At 63.4% G+C, this 18,703-nt stretch carries 14 protein-coding genes; 5 read left to right on the top strand and 9 right to left on the bottom strand.

Translation table 11 applies throughout. The features are described from left to right. Nucleotides 1-92 precede the first annotated feature (92 nt). Together mdh and HRU71_02680 are read right to left on the bottom strand one after the other, a co-directional pair. The gene (gene mdh, locus HRU71_02685) at nt 93-1,031 is read right to left on the bottom strand and encodes a malate dehydrogenase (GenBank protein ID QOJ02454.1); all 939 of its coding nucleotides are present in this window, start codon (nt 1,029-1,031) and stop codon (nt 93-95) included. A gap of 175 nt (nt 1,032-1,206) precedes the next feature. Further along, nucleotides 1,207-2,067, bottom strand: coding sequence for a CBS domain-containing protein (locus HRU71_02680; protein ID QOJ02453.1), 861 nt, complete (start codon nt 2,065-2,067; stop codon nt 1,207-1,209). A 166-nt stretch (nt 2,068-2,233) separates the two neighbouring features. On the opposite strand from HRU71_02680, the gene HRU71_02675 reads away from it, so the two are divergent. Genes HRU71_02675 through HRU71_02665 form a run of 3 tightly spaced genes read left to right on the top strand, consistent with a single transcriptional unit; the run spans nt 2,234 to nt 4,491 of the window. Further along, nucleotides 2,234-3,265, top strand: coding sequence for a DMT family transporter (locus HRU71_02675; GenBank protein QOJ02452.1), 1,032 nt, complete (start codon nt 2,234-2,236; stop codon nt 3,263-3,265). Between the two features lie 12 nt (nt 3,266-3,277). After that, on the top strand, nt 3,278-3,730 hold the full coding sequence (locus HRU71_02670; protein QOJ02451.1) for an arsenate reductase ArsC: 453 nt from the start codon (nt 3,278-3,280) through the stop codon (nt 3,728-3,730). Between the two features lie 14 nt (nt 3,731-3,744). Continuing rightward, on the top strand, nt 3,745-4,491 hold the full coding sequence (locus tag HRU71_02665) for an NAD-dependent deacylase (GenBank protein ID QOJ04901.1): 747 nt from the start codon (nt 3,745-3,747) through the stop codon (nt 4,489-4,491). A 21-nt stretch (nt 4,492-4,512) separates the two neighbouring features. Here HRU71_02665 and HRU71_02660 read toward each other — a convergent pair whose 3' ends face one another. From HRU71_02660 to HRU71_02650, 3 genes are all read right to left on the bottom strand, one after another. Next, entirely contained in the window at nt 4,513-8,070 is a 3,558-nt protein-coding gene (locus tag HRU71_02660) for a mechanosensitive ion channel (protein QOJ02450.1), read from the bottom strand. Between the two features lie 118 nt (nt 8,071-8,188). After that, nucleotides 8,189-9,025 (bottom strand): hypothetical protein, encoded by an 837-nt coding sequence (locus HRU71_02655; GenBank protein ID QOJ02449.1) that lies wholly within the window; start codon nt 9,023-9,025, stop codon nt 8,189-8,191. A gap of 15 nt (nt 9,026-9,040) precedes the next feature. Next, entirely contained in the window at nt 9,041-9,994 is a 954-nt protein-coding gene (locus HRU71_02650; protein QOJ02448.1) for a hypothetical protein, read from the bottom strand. Between the two features lie 100 nt (nt 9,995-10,094). On the opposite strand from HRU71_02650, the gene HRU71_02645 reads away from it, so the two are divergent. After that, complete coding sequence (locus tag HRU71_02645; protein QOJ02447.1) at nt 10,095-11,171, top strand: lysophospholipid acyltransferase family protein; 1,077 nt, start codon at nt 10,095-10,097, stop codon at nt 11,169-11,171. 129 nt (nt 11,172-11,300) lie between these two features. Here the strand turns inward: HRU71_02645 and ftsY are convergent, their stop codons facing one another. The 3 genes from ftsY to HRU71_02630 are packed head-to-tail and all read right to left on the bottom strand — an operon-like array spanning nt 11,301 to nt 13,155. Further along, a complete protein-coding gene (ftsY, locus tag HRU71_02640; protein ID QOJ02446.1) occupies nt 11,301-12,215 on the bottom strand; it encodes a signal recognition particle-docking protein FtsY in 915 nt (304 codons plus the stop codon). Further along, nucleotides 12,202-12,681 (bottom strand): transcription antitermination factor NusB, encoded by a 480-nt coding sequence (gene nusB / locus HRU71_02635; protein QOJ02445.1) that lies wholly within the window; start codon nt 12,679-12,681, stop codon nt 12,202-12,204. Before nusB ends, ftsY begins: the two co-directional genes overlap by 14 nt. A gap of 6 nt (nt 12,682-12,687) precedes the next feature. Then, nucleotides 12,688-13,155: a 6,7-dimethyl-8-ribityllumazine synthase gene (locus tag HRU71_02630; GenBank protein ID QOJ02444.1), complete on the bottom strand. Its 468-nt coding sequence runs from the start codon at nt 13,153-13,155 to the stop codon at nt 12,688-12,690. Nucleotides 13,156-13,280: 125 nt separating this feature from the next. Between HRU71_02630 and HRU71_02625 the strand changes: the two genes are divergently transcribed. Beyond that, a complete protein-coding gene (locus HRU71_02625) occupies nt 13,281-15,122 on the top strand; it encodes a peptidase M14 (GenBank protein QOJ02443.1) in 1,842 nt (613 codons plus the stop codon). 24 nt (nt 15,123-15,146) lie between these two features. On the opposite strand, the gene topA is transcribed toward HRU71_02625, so the two are convergent. Beyond that, entirely contained in the window at nt 15,147-18,365 is a 3,219-nt protein-coding gene (gene topA, locus HRU71_02620; GenBank protein ID QOJ02442.1) for a type I DNA topoisomerase, read from the bottom strand. Nucleotides 18,366-18,703 lie beyond the last annotated feature (338 nt).

Raw genomic sequence — 18,703 nt, 5'->3', positions numbered from 1 at the left:
GGCAGAATGGGCGTCCGGCTGTTGCCTCCGCCAGTCGGCTGGAGCATGCACACCTGCCAATCAGTAATCGAGCCAGTGACTGATGCGGTACCTCACGCCCAGTTCTTCTCCACCCACGCCACCAGTTCCTTCACGTGCGCCACGCTGGCCTCGAACAACTTGCGCTCGTCGGCATCCAGCTTGAGCTGGATGACCTTCTCCATGCCCTTGCTGCCCAGCACGCACGGCACGCCGACGAAGTAGCCGCCGACGCCGTACTCCTCCTTGCAGTACGCAGCGCAGGGGAGGATGCGCTTCTTGTCCTTGATGATCGCTTCGGCCATCTGCACCGTCGCCGCGGCCGGTGCGTAGTAGGCGCTGCCGGTCTTGAGCAGGCCGACGATCTCCGCGCCGCCGTCGCGCGTGCGCTTCACAATGGCGTCGAGTTTTTCGCGCGGAATCAACTCCGTCACCGGGATGCCGCCGACCGATGTGTACCGCGGCAGGGGCACCATGTCGTCGCCGTGGCCGCCCATCAGCACGGCCGTGATGTCCTCGACGCTGCATCCGAGCTCCATGCTGATGAACGTGCGGTAGCGAGCGGTGTCGAGCACGCCGGCCTGGCCCAGCACCTTGTGCGTCGGCAGCTTGGTGGCTTTCCAGCAGGTTTGCACCATGGCGTCGAGCGGATTGGAGACGACGATGAACACGGCGTCGGGGCTGTGTTTGACCGCCTCCTCGCTGACAGAGCGGACGATCTTCATATTCGTGTTGAGCAGGTCGTCGCGGCTCATGCCGGGCTTGCGGGCGATTCCGGAGGTGATGATGACGATGTCGCTGCCGGCGGTGTCGGCATAGTTGTTGGTGCCGACGATGTTGGCGTCGAAACGCTCGATGGGTGAGGCCTGGCGCAGGTCCAGTCCCTTGCCCTGGGGTAGGCCTTCGACGATGTCGAGCAGCACGATGTCGCCCAGTTCTTTCGCGGCGGCCCAATGGGCGCAGGTGGCTCCGACGTTTCCGGCTCCGATGACGGTGATCTTGGCGCGTCGCATGGTGCGGGTCTCCAGTTGGTTGATTCGTTCGTCTGTTCCGTTCGTCTGGGTGCGAGCAAATGATATCGCTCTGGAGTCGGCAAGCAAGGGAGCGAATGTCGGCGATGCGCCGCGAAACGGCAAGGCGGATTCGTGCGGCCTATTCGCTTTATTCAAGTATGTTTGCTCCGCAGATTCAGAGCAGGAACTCCCGCGCGACGGCGTTGAGAAAATCCGTCTGCGTGACAATGCCGACGAGCCGATCATCCTGTACCACGGGCAGGGAATGGAAGCGCGATTCGAGCATCTTGGCCAGGGCGTCTCGCACGGTTTCGCCCGGTGCGACGGTGCGTACGTCGCGCTGCATGATGTCTTCCACGACGACCGGTGCCTCGAAGACGCGCGACTGGGCCTCCGCCTGCATGTCGCGGATGTGTGCCCAGCCGATGGCGCGGCGGACATCGCGGTCCGACAGGATGCCGACGAGTTTTTCGTTTTCGACAACGGGCACGTGCCGAATGTGATGATGCCGAAAGATGCTCACGATCTCGAAGATGGCGCTGGTCGGGGCGGTCGTCACGATGCGCGGATGCATCAGCGAGGAGATCGGGGACTCCAGCAGCCTGTCCGCCAGGTCGTCCATACGGAAATGATCGCGCAGGCCGCAGAGCAGGTCGGTCTGGGTGAGGATGCCGAGCAGGAGGTCGCCGTCGACGATCGGCAGCGCGCCGATTCGGCGCTCGACAAAGATGCGGGCCGCTTCGTAAGCGCCCAGCGTCGGCATGGCGCAATGCACCGGCGAGGACATGATCTGCCCGATCAGGGTCGGGCCGATGACCGAGCGGGGTTTGCCCGGATCGGCCTGACGCTCGACCGCGAGCATCCAGCCGGTTGATAGTAAAATGTCTCGGTCACTGACCATGCCGGCGACGCGGTGATTCTCGCGCACGATCAGATGGTGAAACCCTCGCTCTTCCATGATCGAAATCGCGCGGTCGATGGAATCGCCGGGTGAGAGGGTGACGACATCACGCGTGGCATAGTTCATGATACGCATGGCCAACCCCTTTCCAGGTGCGGGCTGATCCGCAGCGGGTGCGGGCCGCGACGCAGCATGAATCGCCCTACGCAATCCGCTCGGCAGCCGGCGCCCTGCGACCATGGATTTAGCATTTTCCGTGCCGCATGTGCGGCCGCGTTATCGGCGGATTACACTGCTCTGAATGACCGGATTCAAGCCCCTCTCCCGCGCCGCAGGCATCGCGTTTGTCTCCATGACGCTGGTCAGTTGGGGCACCGTCCTGCTCTTTCTGAAACACCTGACCGGGCACATCGATGCCTGGACGGCGAATGGCTGGCGGTACAGCATCGCGGCAATCTTCTGGTTGCCGATCCTGCTGATGGGCTTGCGGCGCGGCGACCTGCCCGAGCGATTGTGGCGGCGCGCCTTCATTCCGGCCGCGTTCAATATCGCGGGGCAAGTGCTGTATGCGTTCGCGCCGTATTACATTGGTCCGGGGCTGGCAGGGTTCCTTCTTCGCGTGTCGCTGATCTCGTCGACGGCCGGCGCGTTGATCCTGTTTGTGGATGAGCGTCCGCTGGCGCGCAGCGCGACGTTTTGGATGGGAATGACGCTGGTAGCGGGGGGCACGGTCGGAACGGTGCTCGTGGGGACGACCCCGTTAAGCGGAGCGGGCGGTTTCGGAATCGTCATGGCCTTGCTGTCCGGCGCGTTTTTCGGGCTGTATGGCGTGTCGGTGCGCTATTGCATGCGCGGCGTGCCGTCGCTTACGGCGTTCTCTGTCATATCGTTGTTGACGGCGCTGGGAATGGTCGCTCTGATGATACCCATGGGGCGCCGTCATGGGCTGGAGGCGTTGAATCTCTCGGCGATGAACTGGTTTCTGTTGATTGTCTCGGCGCTGGTCGGGATCGCGGCGGGGCATACGTGCTATTATGCTGCGATGACGCGGCTGGGGGTGGCTGTGAGTACGGCGATAGTTCAAATCTCACCGTTTCTGACGGCCATCGGCGGCGCGCTCCTGTTCGGCGAATCGCTGACGGCGGGGCAGTGGGGAAGCGGGTTTGTGATGCTCGGCGGTGCGTGGCTGCTGCTGCGGGCGGAGCAAACGCGGCGAGCAGGTATTCGCGAATCGGTCCTGTTGGAGCGTGTGCCCGCGGCGCCGTTGGAGGACGCCGGGCCTGCGTCGGCCTTGGCGACGGAGCGGGCGGTGGTCGAGCGGGCAATGCGGTGATGGGAGTGTGCGATGAACGATAAGAAGCCAAGCGTCTTGTTTCTATGCACGGGCAACGCGTTTCGGTCGCAAATGGGCGAGGGCTTGATGCGGCATCTGGCCGGCGATCGGATCGACGTGTTCTCGGCCGGGTCGGCCCCGGCGGGCTTTGTGCATCCGCTGGCGATTCGGGTCATGAGCGAGGCGGGCATCGATATCTCCTCGCAGCGGTCCAAGGGGCTGGATTCCTTCGGCCCACGGACGTTCGACTACGTCATGACGGTCTGCGATCACGCGGCAACGAGCTGCCCGGCGCTGCGTGGCAGCGTGGCGACGCACCGGTGGCCGATGCCGGATCCGTCGCATGAGCCAGCCCCGGACGTAGCGTTGGTGCGGGCGCGCGAGGTCCGCGATGCATTGCGGGGAAAAATCGAGGCGTTTCTGAAGACGCTCGACGGAGCGTGGGCAGCCGGTGCGGGGCAGTGACCGTGAGCGATGGAATGGATGCCGCCGTCGATCAACTGGCGCAGTGGCTCCGGGCGAGCCGGCGGATCGTGGCGTTTACGGGAGCAGGCATCAGCACGGAAAGCGGCATCGCCGATTTTCGCAGCCCCGGCGGCCTGTGGTCGCGTCATGCCCCGGTCATGTTTGACGATTTTCTGAATGATCCGGCGGAGCGGCGGCGGTTCTGGGAGATTCGCCGCGAGATGATGCCGTCGTTCTTCGCCGCGACGCCTAACGCAGGTCATCTCGCGTTGGCAGAGTTGGAGCGGCGCGGCAAACTGTTGGGCGTCATCACGCAGAACATTGATGAGCTGCATCAACGCGCCGGCAGCCGCCGCGTCGTGGAGATACACGGTACGGCGATGACGGTGCATTGCCTGGAATGTGACAAACGATGGAGCGCGCGTGACATCCAATCGAGGTTGGAAGCTGGAGAATGGGACCTGCGCTGCGATGCATGCGGCGGGCTGCTCAAGTCACGGACTGTTTCGTTCGGTCAGCAGATGCCGGCCGACGTGATGCGCGAGGCAATTCAACTGGCATCCAGCGGCGATCTGTTCATCGCGATGGGGTCGAGTCTCGTCGTGCAGCCGGCGGCGGGTCTGCCGGTGACGGCGATGCAACGCGGAGCGCGCGTGGTCATCCTCAACCGAGAGAGTACCCCGCTGGACTTCGCGGCGGCGCTGGTCATTCGCGCCGGCATCGGCGAGACGATGTCGGCGGTTATGGCGCGGCTGGGCTGAACCGGCAGGCGCGCGGGCCGATTACGGCGACGGGGGCTTGGTTGGTTCATCCGGCGCGTCAGCGGCATCGTGATCGCGTCGCAGGCGCACGTCTAGGTATGCGTTGCGCACGTGCAGATCACGCTGCGGGAAGGGGATTTCGATTTTCGCGTCGGCGAAGCGCTTCAGGATCGCGTAGCGCATGTCGATCATGCCATACCAACGGTCGCCAGTCGTACGGAACCACGCGGCAATTTGAAAGTTCAGGCTGCTGTCTCCAAAGCCGAGAAAATGGACCTCGGGCGGCGGATTGAAAAGCACGCGCGGCTCGGCTTCGGCGATTTCCAGCAGCGTCTGCCGCACGACTTTGGGATCGGACGAGTAGGCGACCCCGACCGTGAGCAGTCCGCGGATCGGGTCGCGCCGCAGGGTCCAGTTCTCGACCTTCTGATTAATAAACTCACCATTGGGCACGACCATGTACAGCCCGTCCGGCGTGCGCAACGTCGTGGATCGCATATTGATGCTGACCACTTCGCCCTGCTTGTCCTGCAACAGGACCACGTCGCCCACTTTGATGTGGCGTTCAAACAGGATGAGCAGGCCGCTGACGAAGTTCACAATCAGCGATTGCAGGCCAAGGCCGATGCCAAGTCCCAAGCCGCCAAACAGAACGGCCAGCGCGCCCAGATCGAGGCGAAGCGTCGCCAGGCCGACGTAAATGCCGATGAATGTAATCACATAATGGAGCAGCGTGTTGATCGCTGCCTGGGCGCCGACGTCGATTCCCGGGTGCGACGGGTAGAAACGCGTGCGCAGCGTCTGGCGGATGCCGCGCGATACGACCACCGCCGCGAACACAGCCAGAACGGCTCCGCCGATGCGCCAGAGCGTCACCTGCTGGCCGTTGTGTTCCCAGAGTCCGAAGTCGAGCAGGCGTTTGATTTCATAGGGACGAATGCCCCAAATGTTCAGCGAGCCGACCAGTGCGGAGAGAAACAGGAGCCATTTTGCGCCGCTCAACGGCAGCCGAATGGAAGACGGCAGTTGCTCTGTAGGAAGCGCTGGGGAGACCTCCTCGGCGTTGGGTTGGGCTGCTGCGACTGCCGACGTGGCCGCCGGAGTAGCGGACAGTGCAAAACTCTCGCGGGCCGTACGAATGCGTGCGGCGACGCGAATCAGGATGTCGCGAAAGACCTGGTAGATCACCGATGCCGCCAGCAGGAGCAGGATCGTCGAGACGGCGCCCAGGGAAAGATAATCCGCCAGCGCCGTGTACCCGACGACGCGACAGAAAATCAGCCCCAGTACAAATAGAACCAGCGTCGGGTAGATCGTATGGAGGGTCGTGAACGTGCCGGCGAATCGCCCGCGCAGCGCGCGCGGCCAGACGTTGAGCACAGCCTCACGCCGGACCATGAAAAGGAAGAAAGCACTGGTAGCGGTGAATTTAAACCATTCGTTGAGCAGGGCGGCCGTCGTGGGCAGCACGCCGGCGGCTGTGAGAATCCGACTGGGCACCAGGAGCAGGACAGCCAGGGCAATGAGCACGCGCCCCCAGCAAAGGTAGTGCCGTGCGACGACACTGCTGCACGGGATCACCCGAAAACGAGTCTTCGGGGCTAAAAATGCGATTTGCAGCACGGCGCTGGAAAGCCAGAACGCGCCCCACAAGCCCACCACGGTGTAACCGATTTGTGCGGGCAAACCTGTCAAACCCAGCGTAACGATCAGCGTGCCGATTATCGAACCGAGCAGGAGCCAGGGGATCACGCGCTGGAGAGATCTTCCCAGTTGTGGAATGAGGCGCTGGACAAAGGTGAGCGGTTCGGGTTCGGCGCCATCGGCGGCCGCCGATTCAGCGGTTGCCGCGGCGGCACCGGATTGACGCAGCGACGGGAGCCGGCGCATCAGCCAGAAGGCTACGAGGACGTTGGCCATCAAAGAGAGAGCCACGACAACCCAGTCGCCGCGCTGCATCGACTGGGCCTGGGTTCGGGTCGAGGTCCAGGCCTGCCGCGCCACGTCGCGAAGCACGCCGGCGGCCATCGCATCAGTCTCCGCGGACAGCGCATTATAGCGACTTGTGTCGAAATAATGCGGTCCGCGGGTGATCAGGTGTGACCAGTACAAGCGGCTGACCGCCTGCTCGCAAAGTTGCACGCGGCGCCGTGCCACGTCGAGGGCTTTGCGCAATCGCTCCAGCACGACCTGTTGGCGGCCGAGCAGGTCTTCGTGCTCGTTGCGCAGGTCGATGCGCATCTGGCCGATTTCCTGGCTTAACTTGATCGTTTCCGTGTCGATCGCACCGGCGGCCAGATTACGATAGGCCGCCGCCTGAACGTCGAACGCTTCCAGCGCCTTGCGCTCCAGGTCCTCGATCGTACGCTGCTCGGTGAGAGTCTGGTCGATCTGATCAAGCAGGTGTCGCAACTGGCGGCGGGCGCTCACTTCCTCGCGATTGGCCTGTGCGTGAGCCGCCAACACGTCGGCGGCGCTGCGACGCGAAAGCGATTCGCCGAACTGCTCCCAGTATTGTGTATCGCGCGCGAGCTCGGTGGTCATCTCCGCCACGTCTGATTCCGAGCACCGCTCCAGAACGTCCGGATTGATCGACTGATGCAGGCGCGCCTTGTGTTCTTCGCAAAGCAACTGAAGGCGCAGATACGCCTTGCGCGTTTCGGGAACGTTCGCCGTCTCGAGTTGGCGACGCAATTTATCCGCACGCGAACGCGATTTCTCTTCGTTCAGCCGGGCCAATCGTTCGCGCATGGCGGCCACCAGCGGTCGCAGGGTTTCGGCTCGCAGGCGATTGCGCTCCAGCTCCTTCTGGGTCGACTTTTCCTTGAGGTCGATGGCCTGACGCGAGGCCTCCAGCGCCGAAACACGCGCCGACGCAACGCGCCGCCGGGACGTGACGATCTCCCGCTGCGAATCGGAATCCGCCGACTTCAAGTCCAGCTCATACGACGCCACGAGCGTCTCACGCAGCGCCGATGCCCGCGCGAGTTCCGTCTTAAGCCGATCGCGCTGGGCCTTGAACCCGTCCTTGATCAGGGCCTCCTGCTGGGTCAGCGTCGTCGTGAGCTCCTCCAGACGCTTCTGAAACTCCTCAAATTGACGCGTTCGCTCTGCCAGCAGGGCATCGCTGATCTCATCGGGCAGCGGCTGCTCCGACCATTGCCGGGTGAGCGATTTCCACTCGTTGATTTGTCCGGTCAGCGCTTCGACCTCGGTGTCGGTCGCGGCCTCGTCCAGGGTCCGCGTTAACCGGAGCAACTCGCTAAGCTGCGATTCCAATTCGGCCAGGGCCTGCCACAGTTCGATTCTCCATCCGTCGAGTTGGCTGGGAAGATCGGCGTCGGGTCGGGTCGTCGGCTGCGAGGTCACGGGCCGAGTGGTGGGAGCGAGGGCTTGCATTTCCGCGCGCAGCTTCTCAAGCGTTTCGATGATGGTCGCGGCATCTCGCAAAGCGGATGTGGGTCGCAGCTCGACTTGAACCTCGCCGGGCTGGGTCGTCACGGTTTGGGCCGATGCAAAAGCAGCGGCGACGCCAAGCATCAACCAGCATGTCAGGAACAATCGCGTCTGTGTGGCCAAGGAGGAAAACCTCTGGCGAGTGTCCGGAATGATGGAGCGATCTCGCCAGAGCGAGCATATGCAGGGCGAGGCTTTTGCTCAAGCCGAAAACCGGCGAAGCGGTTGTAGCGCGGCACGTCTAGCCTTTGGCAATGCGCCCGAAGCGATCAAGCTGGTGCAACGTGGCACGAAAATCCTTGGGCGGTCTGGCTTCCAGTTGAACCGGTTGACGCGTGAACGGATGCGTGAACGCGATGCGATGAACGTGAAGGCTCGTGCGGGAGATCAGTGGGCGCTCGGCGTGACGCCTGCTGGGGTGATAGCCCGATTTGAACGAGGAGAGCATGAGCGAACGCGCGCCGCCGAACGCCGGATCGACGGCGAGCGGCATGCCCGCCAATTCCAGGTGCGCGCGAACGAGCGACGGATACGCGGGAAACGGGCGGCAATCGATCACCGCGAATGCGACGAGCGCGTCGACCATCGTCCACGCGGTGTGCGGCTCGCCGGCGCAGGCATCCAGGTATCGCAGCGCCGGGCCCGAGCGCAGCCGCTGCGGCACCGGTCCGGGGATGACGCCCTCGCGCGTGAGCAAATGCGCCTGGACAATCGCGCGGCACGTCAGGTGCAATCCGTCGGATAGAATGGTGTCATTCGCAGCCTCGATGGCGCGAGGCGTTCGTGCGAGCAGGGCGACACCGCTAAGCCCCGGTTCGAGCGGGTAGACCGGTGATGCGTTGTGATCTCCCGTCATCACGCCTGCGGCGACCAGCGCATCCTGCACGCACGGTGAATCGTCAAGCGGTTCGTCGATCCAGGCTGCCGCGGACTTGTTGACGATGACGTAATCGTCGTCCTGAAACAGAATGTCAGCCGCCGGTTCGCTCTTTCGACGCGGGGATTCGAATTCGCCGGCGGAATCCGCGCTGAACCGGGAAGGGAGAGAACGGCGGCGGGGGTCAGGCCGATGCCTCATTTTAGCGACAAACTCCTAATTAGGAACCTGGAGCGACGCGGTCGGCGTCAGGGGCACGATGTACACCTCGCGCACGTCCTCCATCGGCTGCATCGGCGCGACCTGCGCCGTGTACACCAGCCGCCGGCGAGGATTCTCCGCCAGCGAAACGATTTTTCCAACCACGACCGGCCGCGGCAGTCCCAGCGCGCCGGGGGCGGTGTAGACCAGATCGCCCTCGGTTATTCGATCGGCGGTCGCCCGCGCGGAATCAGCCGGTGCCGCGGCGCTTGCGGCGCCGTCGATCCAGTGGTAGTCAATGTCATCAATCGCCATGCGGCCTTGGCCGATTCCCTTGACGCTGCACGGGTAGTCGATCATCCGCGCTTCGCTGCCTTGCAGGTGCGCGACGCGTACCTCGACACGGGGCGCGCCAATATCCGTCAGCAGCTGAATGCGACACAAGTACGGGCTGACCTGCTCGACGCGGCCGATCAGACCGTGCGTTGCGAGAACCGGCTGATGGTCCGCGACGTCCGACGCGAAGCCGCGATCGGCAAAGAGCCTCGCCGTCACCCAATCCCGATAGGAAACGCCGCCGGTGGAACCGCGCGCGACGAGCAGCGAATCGCGCCAGGTGACCACATCGAGCGACACCACGCGCGCTGCCAGAAGCGGGACGTGGACATCGAGATGATCACGGCGCAGCGCGCTAAGGCGGCGGTTCTGCGCTTCCAGTTGCTCGATCAGGGCAGCTTGCGAGGCAATCGACTGCACGAGTTGTTCGTGGGCGGCGTCGGCGCTGGCGGATCGCTTCGGGTCCAGCGACGAGGCGCTGCGCGCTGCCGCGTGCGCCGCGGTGTAGGCCATGTCCTGGGCCGGAACCATCAGTTGCACGACGTGCTTCAGGCCGTCGGTCCAGCGCGGCGGCAGGAAGAGCGCGATCACGGACAGCGCCATAAGCATCGCGAAGACTGCCGGGCGGGGCATTCGGTAGCGACCGTGCATCATTCGGGTATAGTAGCCCCTCGCGCCCCACGACGCACCGGAGGGCCTGGCGGGGGCGGGTTGTCGCGGTCGGGTTTCGTGCATGAAGCAGCGCATCCGGTGGATCGATTATGCGGCCTACCTGGCGCTGCGCGGCGTCGCCACGGCGATGGCGATGTTTCCGATCGATTGGAATCTTCGCCTGATGTCGGCACTGGGGGGCGTGTGGTTTCACCTGCCGCGTGCGCTTCCGGAGATGCGCTTTCCGCGAAGGCTCACGGCGATGGGCGCGTTTCGCTGGCTCACGGGGGTTGAGCGAGCGCTGAACAGGCTGCTGCATAAGTTCCGCGAGCACCGTAATCGCGCCGAGACGCACATTCGCCTTGCATTCCCCGAATGGGACACGCCCCGCGTCGAGCAGATCGCCCTGGCCTCGATGCAACAAATTGCCATGCTGGCGGTCGAGGTATTGCTTGCGCCGCGCTACATCACGCAATGGACCTGGGCGCGGCACGTCTGCCTCGGCGATCTGTCGGGCGCGATCCGCGAGCTGCTGGCCCGCCGCGGTTGCATCATGATCACCGGCCACTACGGCAACTGGGAACTGCTCGGCTACACGCTGGCGACCCTGGGCTTCGATATCGACGCGGTGATGCGCCCGCTCGACAACGAGTACATCAATTCATTCCTGCTCGATCGGCGCGAGCGGAGCGGTTTGCGCCTGTTGTATAAAAAGGGCGTGACGCGCTCGGCGCAGGAAGTACTGGAGAATAATGGGACGCTTTGCTTCATCGCCGACCAGAACGCCGGCAGCAAGGGCTTGTTTGTCGATTTCTTCGGGCGCAAGGCATCAACGTATAAGTCCATCGGCCTATTGGCGATCTCGCATCGTGTGCCGATCATCGTCGGCTGCGCCCGGCGGCTGCGACCGCGGCGGTTTGAGTATGAGATTCACGTCGAGCGCATCATCCACCCACAGGAATGGGAAGGTCAGCCTGACGAATTACTCTGGATCACGCAGACGTTTTCGGCGGCAATGGAGAACATGATTCGCCAGGCTCCCGAGCAATACCTCTGGATTCATCGCCGCTGGAAGAGCCGGCCCAGGGAGGAACAGGAACCGCTCCTGACAGATTGGCCGGTATCGTCCTCCCTCGATCCTTCCGACTCGCGGCCGTGACGTCGATTGGCGAATGGCGATACGGAGTGTCTCCTCCCAATTCAAAGCACCATCGAGCGGGCACTCGGTGTGATGGTGGGGGATATCCCCACGTGATTGCTCGCGCAATCGGTTCCTGGTCGGCCAACATCACTCCGCGAACAGCGCCTCAACGTACTTTTCCGGGTCGAACGGCTCGATATCGTCAATCGTCTCGCCGAGACCGACAAACTTCACCGGCACATTAAGCTGATCGCGGATGCCGACGACGATGCCGCCCTTGGCCGATCCGTCGAGCTTCGCGAGGATGATGCCCGTTACCTTCACATGCTCGGCAAAGACCCGCGCCTGGTTTACGGCGTTCTGTCCGATCGTCGCATCGAGCACCAGCAGCACTTCGTGCGGCGCGCCGGGGATCTTCTTCTCCACCACGCGCTGAATCTTGTTCAACTCGCGCATCAGGTTGTCCTGCGTGTGCAGCCGCCCGGCCGTATCCACGAGCAGCACGTCGGCCTTTCGCGCGACCGCTGCCTCGCACGCGTCAAACGCGACGGCGCCCGGATCGGCGTCCTGCTCGTGCTTCACGAGGTCCACGCCACATCGCTTCGACCACTCCGCAAGCTGCATCACCGCCGCCGCGCGGAACGTATCGCATGCCGCCAGTACGACTTTCCTGCCATCCTTCTTCAAATAGTTCGCCAACTTCGCTACGCTTGTCGTTTTTCCGCTGCCGTTGATCCCCGCCACCAGCACCACCGTCGGCCCGCTGGCCGCCTTCGCCAGGGATCGCGCGTCATCCGGCCATTTTCCGACGATGTGCCGCTTGAGAAACGCGATGATCTCCTGTGACTCCTTGATCTCGCCCTTCTTCCACGCCGCGCGCACCGCCTCGATCAATCCCGCCGCCGTCGCCGGGCCGAAGTCCGCGCCGATCATCGTGTCGTGCACTTCATCCAGCAGCGCCTCGTCGATCTTGCGACCGAACGGCAGCACCGATCGAAAACCGCTCGCCACGGCCGATCGCGTCTTGCTTAGCGCCTTCTTGAACCGATCAAACAGCCCCATGCGGTGCCTCGCTTGTCGCTTCCGGTGCGGGAACACCCTCCGGTGCCGCAGCACCGGATCGCTCGCTCGCCAACCGCCGCGCAATGGAATCCAGCAAGCCGTTAATGAACGAGCCGCTCTCCGCGCTGCCGAACGCCTTGCCCATCTCCACGGCCTCGTTGATGACGACGTTGGGCGGCGTATCACCCAGGATTGCCAATTCGCAAACCGCCACGCGCAAGATCGCGCGGTCGACCGGTGCAAGACGCTTTACTTCCCAGTTCACGGCCGCCGCCGCGATGCGCGCATCGATCTCCACCAGGTGCGCTTCGACCTGCTCGACCAACTGCCGGGCACGCGCGGCCGTCGCCCCGGTCGCCCCTTCGTCCGCGAGAAAACCGTCGAGGTCGCTTAGGAAGGCCGTGCCGACCGCTTCCAGTTGGCAGGCCGCCTGCATGGCGAGAATACGAGACTGATGTCTATCCATACCCGATTACTTCCACGCTCGTTTCAGTTGCGCCAGTTCCACCGCCGCCAAGGCCGCGTCGGCGCCTTTGTTCCCCTTCGGTCCGCCGGCCCGGGCCATCGCCTGCTCCTCGTTCTCCGTCGTGAGCACGCCGAAACCAATCGGAATGCCGGTATCCAGCGAGACTTGCGCGATCCCCCGCGCCGTCTCGGCACAGATGTACAAATGGTGCGTCGTCTCGCCCCGGATCACGCAGCCCAGCGCCACCAGCGCATCGAAACGTTCGCTCGCCGCCAGCGTCTGGAGCGCCAGCGGCAGCTCCCACGCGCCGGCCACCCAGACCTGCTGAATCTGCTCGGCTCTCGCACCGTGCTCCAGCAGGGTTGTTCGCGCGCCCTCGACCAACTGTTGCACGATGAACTCGTTGAACCGGCTTGCCACGAGCGCAATCCGCAGCCCTGCGGCATTGGGCTTTTCGCGTCGCGATTCGTCCATAGCCCCGCAAGTTTAGCCCGGTTGGTTCACCGCTTCAAATGCGCGGGCCGCGTGAAACATCTATCGCGCCGCGTGCGGCGTCTCCCGTTTGTGCGGGTTTTCTCCACGCTCTACACTCCCTCCTCATGTCCTCTCAAACGCTCCGTTTGGCCTTCAATACGTTGTTCATTCCTTACGCCCTGATGGTCGGCTGCGCTCAACCCGCCGATCCGACTGCATGGCGAACGCGCGCCGAGCAATCCGGCTTCACGCATACCGCGTCCTATGTCGAGACCGTGGAGTATTGCCGACGGGTCGCGGAGCATTCACCCTGGGTGCGCGTCCAGTCGATCGGCACGACGCCGCAGGGGCGGGACATGCCGCTGGTCGTGCTTTCGCGCGATCAGGCCTTCACGCCCGCCGCCGCCGCCCGCACCGGTAAGCGCACCGTGTTGATTTACAACGGTGTCCATTCCGGTGAAATCGAGGGCAAGGACGCTTGCCTCGCGCTGATGCGAGACATCGCCGTCACCCGCGAGAAGGCCGCCCTGCTCGATCATGTCACGTTGCTGATACTGCCCATCTACAACATCGACGGCCACGAGCGGGTCAGCGAGTTCAACCGAATCAATCAGAACGGCCCGACCAACATGGGCTGGCGGGCCAATGCAACCAACATCAATCTCAATCGCGATTTCATGAAGGTCGACACGCCGGAGACGCGCGCCTGGCTGCGCATGTATCAGGACTGGAAGCCCGATCTTTTCTTCGATACGCATACCACCGACGGCGCGGACTTCCAATACGACATTACTTTTTTCATCCCCAGCGGACCGGAGACCGCCCCGCCGCTCGCCAAGTGGTCGCGCCAGCTTGAATCGCACCTGCTCACGCTGCTCGCCGCCGACGGCCATGTGCCGCAGGTCTATTTCGACATGCGCGATCGCACCGATCCCGCGAAGGGCATTGTCGCCGGTGAGTTTCTCCCGCGATTTTCAACCGGCTACGGCCCGATCACCAATCGCGTGTCCATTCTCGTCGAGACGCACATGATCAAGTCGTTCGAACGGCGCGTGAAGGCCACCTACGATCTGTTGGTCCGCACCATTGAATTCGTCAACACCGACCCCGAATCGCTGCGACGCGCCATCGCCGACGCCGATCTGGCCACGCGGCAGTTGCACGCACAAAATCCGCCGAACAATCGCGTCGTACTCGCCACCAGTCAGCCGGCCGACGCCGAGGGCGAGCCGTTCATCTTCAAGGCGTATGAGCATCAATTTCGAAAGAGCGAAGCCGGAAATGTTGAGCTGCCGGTCTGGGACGAGTCCAGGCCCGTTGACGTCCCGTCGCGACTGATCCGATCCGACCTGGTCGTGCGATCCGTGGCGGTGCCGCGGGCATATCTCATTCCGCCGCAGTGGTCCGAGGTGGCCGATCGCCTCGGCCTGCACGGCATTTTTGTGCAACGTCTGCCCGAGGCCGTGACGCTCGATCTTCAAAGCGTGCGATTCAACAACGTGCGTTTCGCGCCCAGGCCGTTCGAGGGCCGGTTCATGGTCGACTACGACGTGCATCCGATGAATGAGACGCGAGTGTATCCGGCGGGTTCGTATCTTGTGCGCCTCGATACGCCGCTAGCGGCGCTGGCCGTACATCTGCTCGACCCGCAGGGGCCGGATGCGCTCGTGCGCTGGGGATTCTTTACGCCAATCTTCGAGCAGAAGGAATACTTCGAGGATTACGTGATGGGGCCGATGGCGGACCGCATGCTCGCCGAAGAGCCTGCCCTGCGCGACGAGTTCGATGCCTGGCTCAAGGCCAATCCCGATATGGCCGCCAACCCGCGCGCCCGGCTCGCGTTCTTCTATGAGCGCTCGCCTTACCGGGACAATCAGAAAGATGTCTATCCCGTCGGCTGGATCACCGCCAAAACCCCCATCCCGCCGGTGATTACCAGGCTCCTGCTGGAGCCGAATCCGAATTAGGCGCCGCCGCGCGGGCGTTATGGTTTACGTCTCCGCCAGTTCCGCGACTTCGCGCAGCAACCCGGCCGGGGCTTCCATCGTCTTCTTGCACTTGGGATAGCCGCTGCATCCGAGGAATCGGCCCGTGCGGCCCAGGCGAAGCAGCATCTTCTTGCCGCAATCGGGGCATTTTACATCCGTCTCAATCGGCTTGGCGCGCTCCTGCTGGGGCGATTCAGCCTCGGCCCGTTTCTTGGCGTCGCCGCGCAGATTCGCCGACGCCCGACATTTCGCACACGAATAGAACGGCCCGAATCGTCCCTGCCGAAGCGACATCTCCCCGCCGCATTCGAAACACGTCAGCGATCCTTCCGGCCATTCTTCCACCACGGGCCGGCCCGTCAGCGTCCATGCGAAACCCGTCGGCGGAGGCCCCAGGGCGGCGACTTCTTCCTTCGTCAGGCGCTTCGCCTTGCCGCCGGACTTGGCACGGGCCGCGCGACCGGCCGCCTTGCCCTGCTTTCCGCCGGCCGGCACCTCCTTCGGCGCTTCGGGGATCTCGCCCTTTGCTTCCAAGTCCTTCAAGTGATCCAGCTTCTCCATCGGCATCGCGTTGCGACACCGCGGGAACCCGCTGCACGATAGAAACGGGCCGCGACGGCTCTTGCGAATCACCATGGGCCGGCCGCACTTGTCGCAGCGCGCTCCGGCTTCTTCCGGCTTGGGCTTCTCAATGAAGACGTCGTCGGGCGCCGGCGCGGTCGCCTTGCACTCGGGATACTTGCTGCAACCGAAGAACGCACGTCCGCGCGCGAAGCGGATCGTCATTTCGCCTCCGCACTCGGGACACGGCTGCTTCAGCTCCTCGGGCTTCACCCGGCGCAGTGCTTCGCCGCGCTCGTTGCTCGGCGTCGTGTTCGTGCATTCCGGGTAACCCGTGCAACCCAGGAAATAGCCTGTGCGACTCTTGCGAAGGATCATCGGCTTGCCGCATGCCTCGCACGGCGCGGCTCCCTGGATCGGCTCGATCGCTTTTCCGTCGCGATCGACATTTTTCGCATTCGTGCAGTCGGGATAGCCCGTGCAGGACAGAAATCGACCGTTGCGCCCGAGGCGATAGACCATCGGCTTGCCGCACAGGTTACAGGTGTACTCGCTTGCCTCGGCGCGAACCGCCTCCATGTCCTCATGGGCCTTGGCCAGCGCTTCCTTGAACGGATCGTAAAACTCGTGGAGGACGTCATGCCATTCCATCTCCCGTTCTTCGATCTTGTCGAGGTCCTCCTCGATGTGGCTCGTGAAACGCACGTCCATGATCTTCGGGAAATGATCGACCAGTCGGCGCGTCACCAGCTCGCCGCGAGCCGTCGGGTAAAACCGGCGATCCTCCTGCTCCACGTAGCCGCGATCCTGAATCGTCTTGATGATGGCGGCGTAGGTGCTGGGGCGGCCGATGCCTTCCGCTTCCAGCGTCTTCACCAGCGACGCTTCGGTGTACCGCGGCGGCGGCGCGGTGAACTTCTGCGCCGGATGCAGCGACAATGGGCCGACTTCCTGTCCGATCTCCAGCGGCGGCAGCAACTGATCCTCGCTGCTCTTGGGCACGCCCGTCACCTTGTAATGCCCGTCAAACACCAGCACGCGCCCGCTGGCCTTGAAGGTCGCCTCGCCCGCGGACGTCATCGCGACGATCGACACGGTCGTGGAATCCCACTCGGCCGCCGTCATTTGACAGGCGACGAACCGATTCCAGATCAATGTATACAACTTATGCTGCTCGTCCGACAGATGGCCCCGCAGCACGTGGGGGGACCGTGTGACATCGGTCGGGCGAATGGCCTCGTGGGCTTCCTGTGCGCGCTTGGCGCTGGTCTCGTAAACGTTAGGCTTTTCGGGCAGGTACTCCCCTCCGAACGTCTTGCCGATGTAGTCGCGGGCGGCCTCGACCGACTCCCGGGACAGATTCGTGGAATCGGTTCGCATGTAGGTGATCAGACCGACGTTGCCCTCACCGGTCTTGATGTCCACGCCCTCGTAGAGCGCCTGGGCAATTTTCATCGTCTTGGAAGTCGGAAATCGCAACTGATTCGCCGCCGCTTGCTGGAGTGAGGCCGTCGTGAAGGGAGCCGATGGCCGCGTGCGCGATCGCTTCGTCTCGACGTTCTTCACAATGAACTTCGGTGCCTGGCCGATGTCCAATCCGCCGACCAGCTCGATTCGTTTCAGCCCCAGATGACCGTATTCTTCGAACTCGGTCGCCTTGACTTCGCGGACCTGGTAACCCAGCGCCTCGACAAGCGGCTGCGCCTGCCCCTGCGCGCTGGTGAATTCATATGTATACCGAGCGGCCAGTTCGGAAGCCGTCGCACCGGTCAGCGGCGCGACAACCTTCGCACCAGCCTTGGGCTTCTTGGCCAGTTTGCCTTCCGGCTTCCACGGCTTGCCGTTTAACTCGGCGAGGCTGGCCTGAAATCCACCATGCTCGCCCAGCCACGCCATCATGTCTTTTTGAGTGGGCAGTCCGCCTGCTTCCCCGCCCGTCTCCAGGAACTTCTTCCATTCGGGCAGCAGCGCCTTGACTTTCGCCGGGTCGCCGCAGAAGGCGCCATCCAGCGCCCAGTATTCCTGTGGTTCGAACGCGCGAATTTCGTCCTCGCGATTGACGATCAATCGCACAGCCACCGACTGCACCCGTCCGGCCGATAGTCCCTTCGCGATTTTTTTCCAAAGTAGCGGCGACAGTTCATAGCCCACGACGCGATCCAGAATTCGCCGTGCCTGCTGCGCATCGACCTTCGCCATGTCGATCGCGTGCGGCTTCTTGAACGCCTCCTGAATCGCGCTCTTGGTAATCTCATTGAAGATGACGCGGCGGCGCTTGTCTTCCGGAAGGTCGAGCGCGTTGGCGAGGTGCCACGCAATCGCTTCGCCCTCGCGGTCAAGGTCGGTCGCGAGATAAACCTCGTCCGCATCGCGCGACAGCTTCCGCAACTCTTCGACTGTCTTTTCGTGACTTGGAAGAATCTCGTACGTTGGCTCGAAGTTCCGGCCGGGGTCGATCCCGTAGCGATGCGCGGGCAGGTCTCGAACGTGCCCTTTGCTCGCGCGGACAATGTACTTGTTGCCCAGGTACTTGTTGATCGTTCGCGCCTTGGCCGGAGACTCGACAATCACTAGCGACTTGCCGCCTGCGGACGCGCCCGGATTGTCGGTCTCTTTTGCCGACCGGCTGGGGGATTTCTTCTTGGCGGGTTTCTCTGTCATGGTTTAAGTGTGCTCTTTAACAGCCAAGTGCCTGCGGACAGGGAATTGCTCACCTCGTCGCGTGGTCCAGCCTGCCGCCCCCACGCGGCTATATCGACGTCCAGCCACTCGGACTGAACGATCCCACTCCCATCCAAAGGCCGACTCCTGCCAGCGGGTCCGTCGCCGTGGAACTAGCAAATCCCGTTAAAACGCTTTGGAAACGACGGCTTCCCGCCACAACGGCGGGGGAACCTAGCACGATTCGCCAAGCGGTGTCAAACAGGGTTCCGTTGGAACGACCCTGTTTCGCAGCATTGAAATGCCCGGATACAGCGTCTCAAACGGCTACGAAATTC

This window comes from Planctomycetia bacterium (genome assembly GCA_015200345.1).
Classification (GTDB): domain Bacteria; phylum Planctomycetota; class Phycisphaerae; order UBA1845; family UTPLA1; genus PLA3.
This window is presented reverse-complemented; position numbering and strand designations above follow the sequence as displayed.